Below are 15882 nucleotides of genomic sequence, written 5' to 3' on the forward strand. Positions count from 1 at the left end.
GGCTCACGAGCGACTAGCAGAACGGCGGGTGGACTGCACGACGCCGCCCACCCGTTCGACAAGGATCGCCATCTCGTATCCGATCTGGCCGATATCGCAGGACGTCTCGGCCAGCGTCGCCAGGTGCGACCCGTCGCCGACCCGCATCAACAACAGGTAGCCGTTCTGCATCTCGACCACCGACTGCAGCACCTGTCCGCCGTCGAACAGCTGCGCGGCACCGTTCGCGAGGCTGGCCAGCCCCGAGGACACCGCGGCCAGTTGGTCGGCTCGTTCGCGGGGCAACCGCTCGCTGGCGGCGATGGGCAGACCGTCGACGGACACCAGCAGCGCATGCGCCACCCCGGGGACCTCGCGGGCGAACTTCGTCACCAGCCAATCCAGTGAGTTGCCTGCAGACGTCATTGCTCGTCGGGTCCTTGGCTCGAGTGGCGGGCGTGCGACCGTCCGCTGCGCACACCGCCGAAGTGGTTGCTGAACGAGGCGCGAACCGCCTCGGGGTCGCGGGCCGCATGGAGTCCGCCGTTCGATCCTACGAGGGATTCTTCGTCGTCCTGGCTCCGGTGCTGCTGGTCGGCGACACCCACGCCGTTGGCCGCTCCCGGCACCAGCCGGGCTCCTGGCGTGCGGACCGGCAGGCCGTGGGCGGCGGTGCGCTCCTCGATCGGCTTGTCCTCGGCCTCGGCGGCCAGCGACCAGCCGCGGTCCCACACCGACTGCCAATCCAGGTCCGGGCTGTTGACCAGGTCATGCGGGTCGCCCATCATCTCGGTGAGCATCCGCCGATAGATCACGTCTTCCTTCGACGGGCCAACCGCGGGGACCTGGGGCGGGGCAGCCGGGGCGGGGGGCACGGCGCCGGTCCCCCGCGGCCGCGCGGCGAAGAATGCCGAGGTGTCCGACACCGTCGGGGTTGGCCTCGGGGCCGGCTTCGCGGCTGGCGGCGGTGGTGCCGGCGTGGGCCGGGGTTGGTTCTGGTTCTCCCACGACGGAGTGGCCAGCTCACGCCGACGCTTGGGTAGCTGCTGCGCGGCGGGCGCCGCGGGAACGTCGGTGATGCCGCTGGAGCCGGGGCTGCGGCGCGGCAACAACGAGATCGGCGGAGCCTCGGCCGAGCCGTTGACGGCCGCGACGGGGCGTTGCCGCGTCACGCCGTTCACGCCGTCCGGCATCGCACTGGCCAGCTTGGCGCTCGGCGACGAGACCGCGCGGATCCGTTCGCGCGGCTCCACCGGGACTTCGGCGGGGCCGCCGTGGAAGCCCTCCAGCGTCGCCGGCGGCAGGTAGATCTCGGCGGTCGTGCCGGTGCCCGCCTCGTCGGGCGCCGGACCGCGCAGCCCGACCCGGATGCCGTGCCGGGCGGCGATCCGGCCGACCACGAAAAGCCCCATGTGGCGGGCATTGTCGGGGGTGACCTCGCCGCCGGCCTGCAGGCGCATGTTGGCCATCCGCCGATCGGAGTCGTTCATGCCCAACCCGGAGTCGGCGATCCGCAGCACCACACCCCCGTCGCCGCCGCGTGCCCCGGAGATCCGGGCATACGTCGACGGCGGCGAGTAGCGCAGGGCGTTATCGATCAGCTCGGCGAACAGATGAATGGCACCACCGGCGGCCGCGCCGATCAGCATGCAGTCGGGCAGCTGGCCCAACTCGACCCGGCGGTAATCCTCGACCTCGGAGACGGCCGCGCTGATCACGGTCGACAGTCCGACCGGCTCGCGCTGGTCGCGGGCCAGCTGGGCGCCGGCGAGCACCAGCAGGTTGGCGCTGTTGCGGCGCAGCCGGGCGGCCAGGTGATCCAGCCGGAACAGGCTGTCGAGGCGGTCGGGGTCCTCTTCGTTGCGCTCCAGCCGGTCGATCAACGACAACTGCTGGTCGACCAGCGAGCGGCTGCGCCGCGACATGGTCTCGAACATGTCGTTGACCAGCAATCGCAGTCGCGCCTCGTCGCCGGCCAGCAGCAGCGCCTGGGTGTGCAGCTCGTCCACCGCATGCGCGACCTGGCCGATCTCCTCGGTGGTGTACACCGGCAGCGGGGCCGGAATCGGTTCGGCCTCACCGGCTTTGACGCGGGCGATCTCCTCCTCGAGATCGGTGTGGGCGACCTTGAGCGCGCCGTCGCGCAGCACTCGCAGCGGCATTACCAGCGCACGCGCCATCAGCAAGACGATGATCAGTGCGATCACGATGGCGGCCAGCACCGCGACGCCGTCGACGATCGCGGCGTTGCGCCGATCGTTGGCCTGGGTTTGCACCGACTTGGTCACCGAGGTGGTTGCGTCGCTGATGACCTGTTCGGCGATCCCGTCGGTGGTCTGGATCGAGCGCAGCAGGTCCGGGTTGTCGACCAGCACGCTGGCCGGATCCGACATGATCGCCATCCGGGTCACCATTTGCTGCTGCAGCGTCTTGGCGTCGGGCGAGCCCACGCCGAGCACCTGGCTCATCCCGAACAGCGTCGACGGTTCGGTGCCGGCCAGGGTCATCATCGAGGTGCGCAACTGCGGCTCGGGCAGGTCGGCGCCGCGGGTCACCAAGATCTCCTGCATCGTCATCTGGCCGCGTGCCCCGACGGCCCGGCTCAAACCCTGTGCCTGCGCGCGGATCTGCTCGTCGTCCACCCGCACCGACGCGTTGATGACATCCTCGGCGGTCAACAGCAGCGGCGCATACGTGGTGACCCGGTCCCGCAAACCAATGCTGTTGTCGGCCACCTTGTCCAGCAGCGATTGGCCGCCGCCCAGCAGGGTGCTCACCCCCGACCGGACATCGGGTGTGACGTCGGTGTCCGACAACCGCGTCTGCAACTCGCCCTTGCGGGCCTCGTAGTTCTTCTTCGCGCCCTCGACGTCGCGCCCGGTGGAGTTCGCCAACAGTGCGACGTCCAATGCCGACATGTATTTGGTGAGCGCCGGCAGCAAGTCGGCGCGCGCGGCGGCCAACCGCAAGCCGCTGGAACTCGACATAGCGGTGTTGACGCGCAGCCCGCCGAAAATCGCCGCCAGCATCAGCGGGACCAGCACGATCGCCAGCACCTTCCACCCGACCGGCCAGTTACTCGGCGACCAGGCCGGCGGACGTTTCGCCGGGGCCGCCGCGGTCGCGCGGACTTCGGCGAACTCGGTGGGCGCCGCCTCGACCGGGGTAGCCGGGCGGTTGAACATGGTCATGTGGTTGCGGCCGAGTGACCAGCCGCTGCGCCGACACTGCGCATCGAAAGAAACGAGAGGCTCATGAACTTCCTGCTTTTATTCCGCTCCCCCCGCGCCACGACGCGCGAGCGGTAAACGCGTGGCAATTCGACGAGTATGCCAGCCTGCGGCCCGGGTCACCACAATCGTTACTGAGTAGACAGCCACCCCCAAGGTGCTCGCACACACCGGCAGGCACGTCTGGCAAACAGCCCGTGGCGCGAAATGCCTACGCGGGCCGAAGGATAGCGACGAGGAAGTCGGAGTCGTCGGTGAACGGTCGCAGATCCCAGCTGGACAGCAGCAGATCGGGCGCGAATCCGGCCGCCGCCGAGTCGCTCAGAAACTGAGCGAACGCATAGTCGCGGCCGGCGCCGAAGCCGATCACCGCTCGACCGTCGGCGGCGACGTGGGCACGCAGCCGACCCAGCACCTGGCCGCGGGTGCTCGGGGCAAGAAACGCCATCACGTTGCCGGCGGACACGATCACGTCGAACGGTTCGGCGATGCCGCGCGCGGGCAGGTCCAGCTCGGCGAGGTCGCCGACGAGCCACTGCGGCCCGGGGAAGTCCTGCTCGGCCGCCGCGATCAACGCCGGGTCGACGTCGACGCCGACCACCCGGTGACCGACCGTCGCCAGATACCCGCCCACCCGTCCGGGGCCGCAGCCGGCGTCGAGGACGTGGGCGCCGCGCGGCACCATGGCGTCCACCAGGCGCGCCTCGCCGACGAGATCGTCGCCGGCGCGGGCCATGGCCCGGAAACGCTCGATGTACCAGTCGGAATGCCCGGGATCGGCGGCAACCTTCTGCATCCAGATGCTCTGCTCGACCATGTCGACCATCATTCCAGGACGAAGATCGGGATCTGCCTTTCCGTCCGCGACTGCAACTCGGTGTAGACCGGGTAGGCGTCGATCGCCGTCTGCCACCACTCGTCTCGTTCGACACCGTGGACTTCGCGTGCTGTCATCTCGAAGACCTTGTCGCCGTCCTGCACCGTCACATTCGGGTTGGCCTTCACGTTGTGGTACCAGGTCGGGTGCTTTGGGGCTCCTCCGATGGAGCCGACCATCGCGTAGCGTCCGCCCTTTTCCACCCGCATCAGCGGCACGTACCGCTTGAGGCCACTCTTCGCGCCGGTCACCGTGAACAGGACGACGGGCCGGTCCAGGATCTCGACGCCGTCGGTGGTGCCCTGCTGCAGAATCTGCTCGGTCTGCTCGCGCACCCATTCGGTCGTGCTGAGCTGTACTTGATCCGTCATGCCCGGCTCAACAAGAAAGGAGTCTGCCGTGTTCCGGCTGATGTTCGTGTCGCCGCGGATCCCGCCGAATACCGGCAACGCCATCCGGACGGCCGCGGCCACCGGCGCCGAATTGCATCTGGTCGAGCCGATGGGCTTCGACCTGTCCGAACCCAAGGTGCGCCGCGCCGGATTGGACTACCACGACCTGGCCTCGGTCACGGTGCACGCGACGCTGCAAGACGCATGGGATGTGCTGATGCCGGCGCGGGTGTTCGCGTTCACCGCGCATGCGCCGACGCCGTTCGCCGACGTCGCCTATCAACCCGGCGATGTGTTGATGTTCGGGCCGGAACCCGACGGGCTGGACGCGGAAACCCTGGCCGACGGCCACATCACCCGGCAGGTCCGCATCCCGATGCTGGCGGGCCGGCGTTCGCTGAACCTGGCGAACGCCGCGGCGATCGCGATCTACGAGGCCTGGCGCCAGCACGGCTACCCCGGCGCGGTGTAGCGATGAGTCCCGGGCGCTGCGCGAGTCAGCATTGATATGCCCACCTTCATCACGATCGGTTACGGCGACGAGGCTGGTTATCACCGGTTGAGCGACGACCGCAAACGGGTCGCGCACGCCCGCGACGACGAACTCAGCGCGTCCGGCGCCCGTATCGGCCGCGCGGGCGGCCCCGTCCAGGTACGCAATCCGGACGGCGCCGGGGTGCGGGTCGAGCCGGGGCCCTTCCTGCGGGCGACGTTGCCGATCGCTGGGTTCGCGGTGATCGAGGCCGAGAATCTCGACGAGGCGATCGAGCGGGTGAGCCAGACCCCGTGCGCGATGGCACACGGGGTCGTCGAGGTCTGGCCGCTACAGCCCTGACTACCAGGTGTTCCAGTGCGTCAGGGTCTCGGCGGGCAGCCGCTTGGCCGGCTTGAAGTCGGTGCCCTTCGTGTAGGCGATCGGGAACAGCCCGCCCTGGCTGTACTTCTCGTAGGGAATGCCGAGGATGTCGGCCGCCCTGCGTTCGCCGTCACCGAGCAGGTGCAGCGTCGTCCAGCAGGAGCCCAGCCCGCGGGCGCGCAGCGCCAGGCAAAAGCTCCACACCGCGGGGAACAGCGACGCCCAGAACGAGACGCCACCGAGCTGCGACGAGTCTTCGCGGCCGGCGATGCACGGGATCATCAGCACCGGCACCTCGTGCATGTGCTCGGCGAGGTACATCGCCGAGCTGACGACCTTGGGCATCCGCTCGCCGCGGGTGTCGCCGTCGGCGTATGCGGGCTTGGGCGCATTGAGGTAGGGCCTGGCGTGCTCGAGGTAGATGTCGGCGATGGCCTTCTTCTTGTCGGCGTCTTCGACGAACACCCATTGCCAGCCCTGCGCATTGGAACCGGTGGGCGCCTGCAGCGCCAGATCGAGGCATTCCGTGAGCACTTCGCGGCCGACCGGCTTGTCGAAGTCGAGGCGTTTGCGCACCGAGCGGGTGGTGGACAGGACTTCGTCAACGGACAGATTGAGGGTCATGCACCCGAGCCTAGGTCGGTCGATATCGAGAGCGTCCGCCACGCATCGATGTCGGCCTTGAGGTCTTCGATCTTGGCCTCCACCGCGGCGACGCAGTCGGTGCCCAGCAGCAGGTGCACCGGCGGCTCGGCGGCCGCGGCGATGTCGACGATGGCCGCGGCGGCCTTGATCGGGTCGCCGGGCTGGGCGTGGTTGACGTCCGCGGCGTGGGCGCGCATGGCCCCGGCGGTGGCTTCGTAGTCGGCGATGACGGTCGCTTCGGTGTCCAGGCTGGAGGCGTCGAGGAAGTCGGTGCGGAAGTAGCCGGGTTCGACGATGGTGACCCAGATGCCCAGCGGCTTGACCTCTTTGGCCAGTGCTTCGCTGAACCCCTCCAGCGCGAATTTGGTCGAGCAGTAGACGCCCCACCCGGGCGAGCCGAGCAGTCCGCCGACCGAGCTGAGGTTGATGATGTGGCCGGAGCGCTGCCGGCGCATGATCGGCAGCACCGCCCGTTGCATGGTCAGGGTGCCGAACACGTTGACCTCGTAGACGGCCCGGACCGCGGCGTCGGACGCCTCTTCGACGGCGCCGAGCAGACCACGTCCGGCGTTGTTCACCAGCACGTCGATCCGGCCGAACGTATCGACCGCCGACTGGACGGCCCGGGCGGCTTGATCGGCGTTGGTGACATCGAGGTCGATGGGCAGCAACGCGTCGCCGGCGTCGGGGAGGTGGGTGAGAATCTGCTCCGCGCGCCGCGCGGTCGCTACCACCCGGTCGCCCTGAGCCAGGATCTTGCGGGCGATCTCGAGGCCAAACCCACGAGACGCTCCGGTGAGAAACCAAACCTTTTCCGACACGTTCCCTCTTTTCTTCTCGCGAGCGTCAGGTTGGGGGCGGCGGGCCCGGCTGGTCGGGCGGAATCGCCCCGCCGCAGCCACCGGGCGGGGGCGGGCCCGGGAGAGGTTCGTCGCCACCGACGCAGTCGTAGTAGAACTGGGGGCCGACCATCCAGGTTTTCATCCACTGGTGCCAAAACGACCCGTCGGGGTACTTCTCTCCGTCGCATACCGCCAAATTGCCGTAGCCCCATCGACCACCCGGGCAGAAGCCCTTCGTCATGTCCGGCTGGTGTGGGTCAGGCGGATCAGCGCTGGCAACGGCAGGAGAAAGAACAACCGCCGCAGCACAACCCAATATCGCAGCGCCGTGGCGCGGAAGCTTGAATTTCATTTCGACTCCCTAAACACGTTGAGCTGCGACGATGAGACAATAGCTTACGACGCGACATCGTCGGCCGAGCGTGAACTGGTTGCGAAAAATTGGCGGAAATCTCGCCGTGACAACATGTTCGGCGAAGCCGCTAGCGGAAATCGCGGGACTTCGAGCCCACCGAAAGGCTGATGCGGCCCAACCGCTCGGCGACGACCGTGACTGCGCCGCTGGCATTTTGGACCTGACCGCGGATCAGCAGCGCCGATGCGGTGTTCGCCAGTTTGCGGTGTCGCGCCCACACCCCTGGCGTGCAGAGCACGTTGACCATCCCGGTCTCGTCCTCGAGGTTGATGAACGTCACCCCCTGCGCCGTCGCGGGGCGCTGCCGATGGGTCACCGCGCCGGCGATCAGCACGCGATCGCCGTCGGGCACGCCGAGCAGCTCTTCGGCGGGCACCACCCCCATCGCGTTCAGGTCGGCCCGCAGAAACTGGGTCGGGTAGCTGTCCGGGGAGATGCCGGTGGCCCACACGTCGGCGGCGGCCAACTCCAGCTCGCTCATTCCGGGCAGGGCCGGGATGTGCGACGACGACCCCACGCCGGGTAGCCGGTCCGGCCGTTGGGTGGCCGCGGCCCCGGCCGCCCACAGCGCCTCGCGCCGCGACGTCCCGAAGCAGCCCAGCGCCCCGGCCGTCGCCAGCGCTTCGGTCTGCGGCACGGAGAGCTGCAGCCGGGTGGTCAGATCCAGCAGAGACACGAACGCGCCGTTGGCTTTTCGCTCTTCGACCAGTTGCTCGGCGAGGTCGTCGCCGATATGACGGACGGCGCCCAGCCCGAGGCGAACCTCGACTCCGGCGTTCTCGAGAGTGGCGTGCGCCAGGCTGGCGTTGACGTCCGGGCCGTGCACCAGCACGCCATGCCGGCGCGCATCGGCCACCAGCGACTGCGGTGAATAGAAACCCATCGGCTGCGCACGCAGCAGCGCGGCGCAGAACGCGGCCGGGTGATGCAGCTTGAACCACGACGAGTAGAACACCAGCGACGCGAAGGACAGCGCATGGCTTTCCGGAAAACCGAAATTGGCGAAGGCCTCCAGCTTTTCGTAGGTCCGGTCGATCACCTCGTCGGTGGCGCCGTGCAATTCGCGCATGCCGTCGTAGAACCGGCCGCGCAGCCGTTGCATTCGTTCGGTCGAACGCTTGGACCCCATGGCGCGGCGCAACTGGTCGGCCTCGGCGGCGGAAAAGCCGGCGCAGTCGACCGCGAGTTGCATCAGCTGCTCCTGGAAAAGCGGCACTCCCAGCGTCTTTCGCAATGCCGATTCCATGGACGGGTGGTCGTAGACGACCGGGTCGATGCCATTGCGCCGCCGGATGTAGGGGTGCACCGACCCGCCCTGGATGGGCCCGGGCCGGATCAGCGCGACCTCGACCACCAGGTCGTAGAACACCCGCGGCCGCAGCCGCGGCAGCGTGGCCATCTGTGCGCGCGACTCCACCTGGAACACCCCGACGGAATCGGCGCGCTGCAGCATCTCGTACACCGCCGGCTCGGAGAGGTCGAGGCGGGCCAGATCGACCTCGAGGTCTTTGTGTTCGGCCACCAGGTCTTTCGCGTAATGCAGCGCCGAGAGCATACCCAGCCCGAGTAGATCGAACTTCACCAAACCGATGGCCGCACAGTCGTCTTTGTCCCATTGCAGGACGCTGCGATTCTCCATCCGCGCCCACTCCACCGGGCACACGTCGGCGATCGGGCGGTCGCAGATCACCATGCCGCCGGAGTGAATGCCCATATGCCGCGGCAGGTTCCGGATCTGGGTGGCCAGGTCGATCACCTGCTCGGGAATGCCTTCGATGTCGGGCGAGTCGGCAAGCCCGTTCCAGTGGCCGATCTGCTTGCTCCACGCGTCCTGCTGGCCCTGCGAGAAACCTAGGGCGCGGGCCATGTCGCGCACCGCGATTCGGCCGCGGTAGGTGATGACGTTGGCGACCTGGGCGGCGTAGTCGCGGCCGTATTTGTCGTAGACGTACTGGATGACCTTTTCGCGCTGATCCGACTCGATGTCCATGTCGATGTCGGGCGGCCCGTCGCGGGCGGGTGACAAGAAGCGCTCGAACAACAGCTCGTTGACCACCGGATCGACCGCGGTGACGCCCAGGGCGTAACAGACCGCGGAGTTGGCCGCCGATCCCCTGCCCTGGCACAGGATGTTGTTCTCCCGGCAAAACCGGGCGATATCGTGCACAACCAGGAAGTAGCCCGGAAATGTCAGTTGGGCAATGACTTTCAGCTCGTGCTCGATCTGGGCGTACGCGCGCGGCGCGCCGTCGGGAAGTCCGTAGCGGTCGCGCGCGCCGGCCATCACCAACTGCCGCAACCAGCTGTCCTCGGTGTGCCCGTCGGGCACGTCGAACGGCGGCAGCTGCGGCGCGATGAGCGCCAGCCCGAACGCGCACTGCTCGCCGAGTTCGGCAGCGGCGGTCACCACGTCAGGGCCCCCAGAAGGCCCATGCGCGAACAGCCGGGCCATCTCCTCGCCGGACCGCAGGTGCGAGCCGCCCAGCGGGGCCAGCCATCCGGCGGCCGACTCCAGCGACTGCCGGGCCCGGATGGCGCCCATCGCCATGGCCAGCCTGCTGCGCGACGGATGCGCGAAATGCGCTCCGGTGGTGGCGACCACGCCGACCCCGAAGCGTGGCGCCAGGGCGGCCAGCGCAGCGTTGCGTTCGTCATCGAGGGGCTGGCCGTGATGGGTCAACTCGACGCTGACCCTTCCAGCACCGAAGCGGTCCACCAGGTCGGCCAGCGCCCGCGCCGCCGCATCCGGCCCGCCGTCGGAAAGCGCTTGGCGGACATGGCCTTTACGGCATCCGGTCAGGATGTGCCAATGCCCGTCTGCGGCTTCGGTCAGCGTGTCGATGTCGAAGCGCAGCTTGCCTTTCTCACCGCCGGCCAGATGCGCCGCGGCCAGCTGCCGCGACAGCCGCCGGTAGCCCTCCGGGCCGCGGGCCAGCACCAGCAGGTGCGGGCCGGCGGGATCCGGCTGCTCGGTACGGGCCTCCGAAAACAACGAGGCAAACGACGAAGCACCCAACGACAGCTCGGCGCCGAACACGGTGCGCACGTCGAGTTCGGCGGCGGCTTCGGCGAACCGCACCGCGCCGTACAGACCGTTGTGGTCGGTCAGCGCCAGCGCCCGCAGATCCAGCCGGGCGGCCTCCTCGACCAGCTCCTCGGGTGTGCTGGCCCCGTCCAGGAAGCTGTACGCCGAATGCGCGTGCAGCTCGGCATAGGCGACAGAGGAGCGGGCGCCCTTGGCTCCTCGCGGCGGCGTGTACGTCCCGCGCCGGTGCGACAGCGGACCGTCTTCTGCCGGACCGGAGGGGCTGGGCGCGCCGGCATGGCGCGGCTTGCCGTCGAGCACCCGCTCCATTTCCGCCCAACTCGGCGGCCCGTTGAACCAACCCATTCGCTCAGTCTATCGAACAAATGTTCGATTTCGTGCAGAGTTGTTAAAGCGGTTGTTAAACGGGTCTTCAACTTCTAAACACAGTCTTAACGGATTGGGATCTACCGCGACGGGGTCACCGCGACAGATACTGGTACGGGGCAACTAGGGGCGGGAATTGAATATGGTGCAGCTGACGACAGCATTGGATACGGGATTCCACGCCGCGGCGGACTCCGATCGGCAGGCGAGCATGGCGACCGGCGCGGTCGCCATCGTCGATGGTGCCGTGCCCAATCTCGATCAGCTCAAAGCGCTTCTGGCAGAACGGATTCAGTCGATACCGCGGTGCGCCCAGGTGTTGCGGACGCATCCGTTCAGCGGTGCCCAGCACTGGGTCGACGATCCGGGTTTCGACCTCGCCCATCACCTGCGCCGGGTCGCGATTCCCCGCCCGGGCGACGAGGCCGACCTGTCGCGGGCGATCGCCCACGCGTGCGAGCGTCCCCTGGAATTGGACCGGCCGCTGTGGGAGTGCTGGGTCATCGAGGGGCTGAGAGGCAAGTGGGCGATCTTGATGAAGGTCCACCATTACCTGGCCGAAGCCACCCCCGCGGCCCATTTGCTCACCCGGCTCTGCGACGGCGCCGGCAGCGAAATGTTCGCTAATCACGTTGCGCCCAAGATTGATTCGACACAGGACCGCACGCAGGGCTGGGCCAACGCGCTCTGGCAAGCCTCGGCCGTCGCCAGCGCCGTCACCAGCAACCTGGCCGAGACCCTCTGGTCGGCGGCCCGCATGTCGTCGACCGGTCCGGCGATCACCATGCGGCGGTACAGCACGGTGCGCATTCCTCTTGCCGCCGTCGACACGGTGTGCGGCAAGTTCCGGGTAACCACCAACGACGTCGCGCTCGCCGCCATCACCGAAGGCTTCCGGGCCGTGCTGCTGCACCGCGGCGAACAACCCCGCGCGGGTTCGTTGCGCACCCTGGAGAAGACCGACGACATCTCGGACAAGCTGCCGTATCTGCCCGTCGAGCACGACGATCCGGTGCAGCGGCTGCGGATTGTGCACAGCAGCTTGAACCAGCCGACGACGGCCCGGCAGAACGCCGGCCCGAGCATCGTGAACCTGGCTACCAGTTCCATGCCATTTGCATTGTGCGCCAAGGCAGTTCGACTGGTACTGAGCCGACTACCGCAACCGGGCATCGTGACGCTGTCCACCAACGCCCCCGGGCCGCGGCACCGGTTGGAGCTGATGGGCGCAACCGTGGAACGCTTGCTGCCGATCCCGCCGACGGGTTCGCAGCTGTCCAGCGGAGTCGCGGTGCTGAGCTACGGCGACGAGCTGATCTTCGGGATCACCGCCGACTACGACGCCGCACCCGAACTCCAGCAGCTCGCCAACGGCATCGAACGGGAGATGGCGCGACTGACGGCGCTCAGCCAAGACTCCGTCCTGTTGTTCACCAAGGATCGCCGCAAGCGCCGGACCCGCACGGTGCCGGGCGGCGTACCGCCGAGTCACCCGACCGCGCGAGCGCGCCACTGACCCAGCCCGGGCGGCATCGACCACCGTGAGAAGGTTGGTCGTGCCCACATTGGATCCGGCCACCATCGACCCGCGTCGCCACGACGCGGTGTTGTTCGACCCCGCGCTGGACGCTCCGCACGTGCTGATCGCGCAACTGCGGGACGCCGGTGTCAGCACCGGCACATTCGCCTCGGCCGATGACCTCGGCGACCTTCGGGCCGGACGCTGTGTCGTCGTCGCGGCGAGTCCGGCGGTCGCGACAGCTGCGCACGAGGCCGGGTTCGCGCTGGTGATCGGGGCCGAAGACCTGAGTAACGTGACCGTCCGCACCGGGGACCTACGCATGTCGCAGCTTCCCGATGCGTCGCAGCTCCTCGGCGGGGGCCTCGCCGCCCGACGGCCGGCGGTGTTCTTCGACTTCGACGGAACGCTGTCGGACATCGTCGACGATCCGGACTCGGCGCAGCTTGTCACCGGGGCGGCCAACGCGCTGCAGCAGCTGGCCGCGCGCTGCCCGGTCGCGATACTATCCGGCCGCGACCTCGCCGACGTGGCGGCGCGCGTCGGCCTGCCCGGTATCTGGTACGCCGGCAGTCACGGATTCGAGCTGACCGCACCCGATGGAACCCACCACCAGAACGACGCGGCGGCCGCGGCCATACCGGTGCTGGAATCCGCGGCCGCCCAGCTACGCGAGCGACTCGGGTCGATTCCGGGTGTCAGGGTGGAGCACAAGCGGTTTGGCGTTGCCGTGCACTACCGCAACGCGGCGCGAGACCGCGTCGGCGAGGTGTTGGCGGCGGTACGCGCGGCGGGTCAGCGCGAGGCGCTGCGGGTGACCACCGGCCGCGAGGTCATCGAGCTGCGTCCGGATGTCGACTGGGACAAGGGAAAAACCTTGCAGTGGGTGCTCGATCACCTGGACGGCTCGGCAGACCTGACACCGATCTTTCTCGGCGACGACATCACCGACGAGGACGCGTTCGACGCGGTGCGCGCGGACGGGATACCAATCCTGGTGCGGCACAACGACGACGGCGACCGGGCCACCGCCGCACTGTTCGCGCTGGATAGTCCGGCCGCCGCAGCCGACTTCGTCGGCCGGCTGGCCCGTCGCCTCTGACGGTCGCTGCTAGGTGGCGTCCCTGTCCAGCATGAAGTCACTGTTGTTGGTGCCGTTGTCCAAACCGCTGATGGTGTCGCTGTTGAGGACGATGAAGCCGCCACTGCCCGGGTGAAATTGCGTGATCAGCAGCGTCTCGTCGGCCATGCTGATGCCGATCTTGCCGATCCTGCGGACGATGAAATCGCTGGTGAGGGAGAAGAAATTGTGGTCGAGCGTGCTCGGATTCCACGCCCGGTACATGTGGCCGTCGATCCTGACCAGCGCTTTCTGGCTGTACCACTCGCTCGCGTCGGTGGGCAGGCCCCTTGATGCGAAGTCGTCGATCTGTTTGCGTGCCGACGCCGTCAGCTTGCTGATGTGGATGTGCAGCTGGTTCTGGTCACGCCTGAACTGCCCGTTGATGCCCGCCGCCCAATCCGAGTTGATCGGTAGCCACATCTTCTCGTCGTACGCGGCCTTGAAGAAGTGAGGGGTGTTGGGGGACAACAGGTTGTAGCACTCGATCCCGCTGACGCGCACCGTCGGGATGAACAGCAGATCGTAGGGGGCGTTCTTCGTGTAGGACTTGCCGTGGTGCACCACATATCCGCGGGAGCGGTCACCGCCGGGGATCTCGACGTCGAGATTGCCGTGTGCTTTCACGTCTTCGCCGGCTTGGGCGTTCTTCGCCGCGTCCCACAAGATCCCGCCATCGGCGTCCGTGCCGCACGCGGGCGGCACCGGTGGCCATGACGGCTGATCGGCGGACGCAGTCGGCGCGATGCCGGTCGCCCCGAGGACACAAGTCATCAGCGTGGCGATCCCCAACCGCATGAGCGCACCCGTCATCGACAGCCCTTCAAAGGTTTTTGACAGCGAAACTAGAGACCGCGAGATCTTCGCATGGGTATATTTGCTGTCGAACGAAAGGCCGCGGCCCGCTAGCTCGGCGCGTATTCGACCGCGCCGTCGTCGAGCACCACCCGCGCGTCGCTGCCTGCGGCGCCAGAAGCTTCGGTGCGAAAGACTGCCTTGCCCTCCGCGGTACGCCAGATCAGCGTTGTCAACGTCTCGCCGGGAAACACCGGCGAGCTGAAGCGCGAATCGATCGAGGTGATGTTCGCCGCAACCCCGTTGCCGAGCTCGGCGACCAGCGCGCGGCCCGCCACCCCATAGCTGCACAGCCCGTGCAGGATTGGCTTCGGGAAGCCGGCCAACTCCCGGGCGAACCACGGATCGCTGTGCAGCGGGTTGCGGTCACCGGAGAGCCGGTAGATCAGCGCCTGGTCCTCGCGGGTGGGCAGGGCGACCTTGATGTCGGGCTCGCGATCCGGGAACTCCGGGGCGATGGGCCGCTGGCCCGGTTGCCCGCCGAAACCGCCCGCGCCCCGGACGACAAAGGTGGTCGACGTTTCGGCGATCAGCTCCTTAGAATCCGGGTCGGTGCCGCGACCGCGCAGCATCACGACCGCGTTCTTGCCTTCGCCCTTGTCTTGGATGTCGGTGACCTCGGTGACCACCGACAGCTTGCCCGCCGCGGGCAACGGCGCGTGCAGCCGGATGCCTTGCGAGCCGTGTAACAGCATGGCCCAGTTGAACTTTCCGATCTTGCCGGCCGCACCGAACGCGGGACAGCAGATCACCGCGTAGGTGGGCAGCACCTGCTGGGCGATCTCGTGGCTGTTCTCGGTGGTGAACGACAGGTCGTCGAGCCCGGCGCCGACGCCGAGGGCGTACAGCAGCGTGTCCCGGTCGGTCCATTCGAACAACATCGGCTCGGTCACCGCACCGATCGCACTCGGGTCAATCGCCATGCGAGTCTCCTCTCGATCTACAAGATTCACGCTTTTCCGCACTCAACCATTGCAAACCCTTCCCCCTGGGGCTATCGGCAGGGCAGGCTATCGACATGGCCACGCGCAGCATGATCGGAAAGGCGTTCTGGAAAACAGGAGCCGTACTCGCCGCGGCACTCATCGTCGGTGCCTGCGGCGGATCGACGCAAGCACGCGCGATCACGTTGACGTTCATCCGAAACGCGCAGACGCAATCCGACGCCGACGGAATCATCAATACCGATCCGCCCGGCCCCGACCTCACCGCCGAGGGCAAGGGGCAGGCCCAGCAGCTGGCGCACCAGAGCGGTCGCAACGACTTCGACGCCGTCTACGCCTCCGCGATGGCCGGGGCGCAGCAGACCGCCGGGCCGCTGGCCAGCGAACTCGGCAAGCCGGTCGAGGTCCTGTCCGGCGTGCAGGCCCTCAATGCGGGCTGGTACAACGGCAAACCCGAATCGATGGCGGGTGCGACGTACCTGTTGGCGCCGACGGGCTGGATCAACGGCGACATCGCAGACAGCATCCCGGGATCGGTCAGCGGCAAGCAGTTCAACAACGAGTTCACCGCCGCGGTCAACAAGGTCTACAACAGCGGTCACAGCAAGCCGGTCGTGTTCTCCCAGGGCCCGGCGATCATGGCGTGGACGCTGATGAACGCCCGCAACGGCAAGAACAGCCTGCTGACCAGCCATCCCCTCCCGAACGCCGGCCGCGTGGTGATCAGCGGCAACCCGACGGACGGGTGGACGCTGGTCGATTGGGACGGCATCCGCAACTTCAGCTGATCACCGCT

The 15882-nt window shown here is 68.0% G+C and carries 15 protein-coding genes; 5 read left to right on the forward strand and 10 right to left on the reverse strand.

Annotated elements, in window-relative coordinates:
* Positions 1 to 3: 3 nt before the first annotated feature.
* From LMQ14_RS22355 to LMQ14_RS22370, 4 genes are all read right to left on the reverse strand, one after another.
* Positions 4 to 405 (reverse strand): serine protease inhibitor, encoded by a 402-nt coding sequence (locus LMQ14_RS22355; protein WP_267731748.1) that lies wholly within the window; start codon positions 403 to 405, stop codon positions 4 to 6.
* A complete protein-coding gene (locus LMQ14_RS22360; protein WP_267731749.1) occupies positions 402 to 3170 on the reverse strand; it encodes a sensor histidine kinase in 2769 nt (922 codons plus the stop codon). Before LMQ14_RS22360 ends, LMQ14_RS22355 begins: the two co-directional genes overlap by 4 nt.
* Positions 3171 to 3420: 250 nt before the next feature.
* On the reverse strand, positions 3421 to 4026 hold the full coding sequence (locus tag LMQ14_RS22365; RefSeq protein WP_267731750.1) for a class I SAM-dependent methyltransferase: 606 nt from the start codon (positions 4024 to 4026) through the stop codon (positions 3421 to 3423).
* A gap of 8 nt (positions 4027 to 4034) precedes the next feature.
* On the reverse strand, positions 4035 to 4457 hold the full coding sequence (locus LMQ14_RS22370) for a nitroreductase family deazaflavin-dependent oxidoreductase (RefSeq protein ID WP_267731751.1): 423 nt from the start codon (positions 4455 to 4457) through the stop codon (positions 4035 to 4037).
* A 28-nt stretch (positions 4458 to 4485) separates the two neighbouring features.
* Here LMQ14_RS22370 and LMQ14_RS22375 point away from each other — a divergent pair, with 28 nt between their 5' ends.
* A complete protein-coding gene (locus LMQ14_RS22375; RefSeq protein ID WP_267731752.1) occupies positions 4486 to 4950 on the forward strand; it encodes a tRNA (cytidine(34)-2'-O)-methyltransferase in 465 nt (154 codons plus the stop codon).
* Positions 4951 to 4986: 36 nt separating this feature from the next.
* Complete coding sequence (locus LMQ14_RS22380; protein WP_267731753.1) at positions 4987 to 5313, forward strand: YciI family protein; 327 nt, start codon at positions 4987 to 4989, stop codon at positions 5311 to 5313.
* On the opposite strand, the gene LMQ14_RS22385 is transcribed toward LMQ14_RS22380, so the two are convergent.
* The 4 genes from LMQ14_RS22385 to LMQ14_RS22400 form a co-directional block, all read right to left on the reverse strand.
* Positions 5314 to 5958: a nitroreductase family protein gene (locus LMQ14_RS22385; RefSeq protein ID WP_267731754.1), complete on the reverse strand. Its 645-nt coding sequence runs from the start codon at positions 5956 to 5958 to the stop codon at positions 5314 to 5316. It lies immediately after the preceding gene.
* Positions 5955 to 6800, reverse strand: coding sequence for an oxidoreductase (locus LMQ14_RS22390; protein WP_267731755.1), 846 nt, complete (start codon positions 6798 to 6800; stop codon positions 5955 to 5957). Before LMQ14_RS22390 ends, LMQ14_RS22385 begins: the two co-directional genes overlap by 4 nt.
* Positions 6801 to 6825: 25 nt before the next feature.
* On the reverse strand, positions 6826 to 7173 hold the full coding sequence (locus LMQ14_RS22395) for a hypothetical protein (RefSeq protein ID WP_267731756.1): 348 nt from the start codon (positions 7171 to 7173) through the stop codon (positions 6826 to 6828).
* 130 nt (positions 7174 to 7303) lie between these two features.
* Complete coding sequence (locus LMQ14_RS22400) at positions 7304 to 10627, reverse strand: error-prone DNA polymerase (RefSeq protein WP_267731757.1); 3324 nt, start codon at positions 10625 to 10627, stop codon at positions 7304 to 7306.
* A gap of 163 nt (positions 10628 to 10790) precedes the next feature.
* Between LMQ14_RS22400 and LMQ14_RS22405 the strand changes: the two genes are divergently transcribed.
* Both LMQ14_RS22405 and otsB read left to right on the forward strand, forming a co-directional pair.
* Entirely contained in the window at positions 10791 to 12164 is a 1374-nt protein-coding gene (locus tag LMQ14_RS22405) for a wax ester/triacylglycerol synthase domain-containing protein (protein WP_267735637.1), read from the forward strand.
* Between the two features lie 40 nt (positions 12165 to 12204).
* Positions 12205 to 13269: a trehalose-phosphatase gene (otsB, locus tag LMQ14_RS22410; protein ID WP_267731758.1), complete on the forward strand. Its 1065-nt coding sequence runs from the start codon at positions 12205 to 12207 to the stop codon at positions 13267 to 13269.
* 9 nt (positions 13270 to 13278) lie between these two features.
* Here the strand turns inward: otsB and LMQ14_RS22415 are convergent, their stop codons facing one another.
* Positions 13279 to 14100 (reverse strand): CDP-diacylglycerol diphosphatase, encoded by an 822-nt coding sequence (locus tag LMQ14_RS22415; protein WP_267731759.1) that lies wholly within the window; start codon positions 14098 to 14100, stop codon positions 13279 to 13281.
* A 92-nt stretch (positions 14101 to 14192) separates the two neighbouring features.
* Positions 14193 to 15065 (reverse strand): MaoC family dehydratase, encoded by an 873-nt coding sequence (locus LMQ14_RS22420; RefSeq protein WP_267731760.1) that lies wholly within the window; start codon positions 15063 to 15065, stop codon positions 14193 to 14195.
* Between the two features lie 95 nt (positions 15066 to 15160).
* On the opposite strand from LMQ14_RS22420, the gene LMQ14_RS22425 reads away from it, so the two are divergent.
* On the forward strand, positions 15161 to 15874 hold the full coding sequence (locus LMQ14_RS22425) for a histidine phosphatase family protein (RefSeq protein WP_267731761.1): 714 nt from the start codon (positions 15161 to 15163) through the stop codon (positions 15872 to 15874).
* Positions 15875 to 15882: the final 8 nt, after the last annotated feature.

It is taken from the genome of Mycobacterium sp. Aquia_213, assembly GCF_026625985.1.
Classification (GTDB): domain Bacteria; phylum Actinomycetota; class Actinomycetes; order Mycobacteriales; family Mycobacteriaceae; genus Mycobacterium.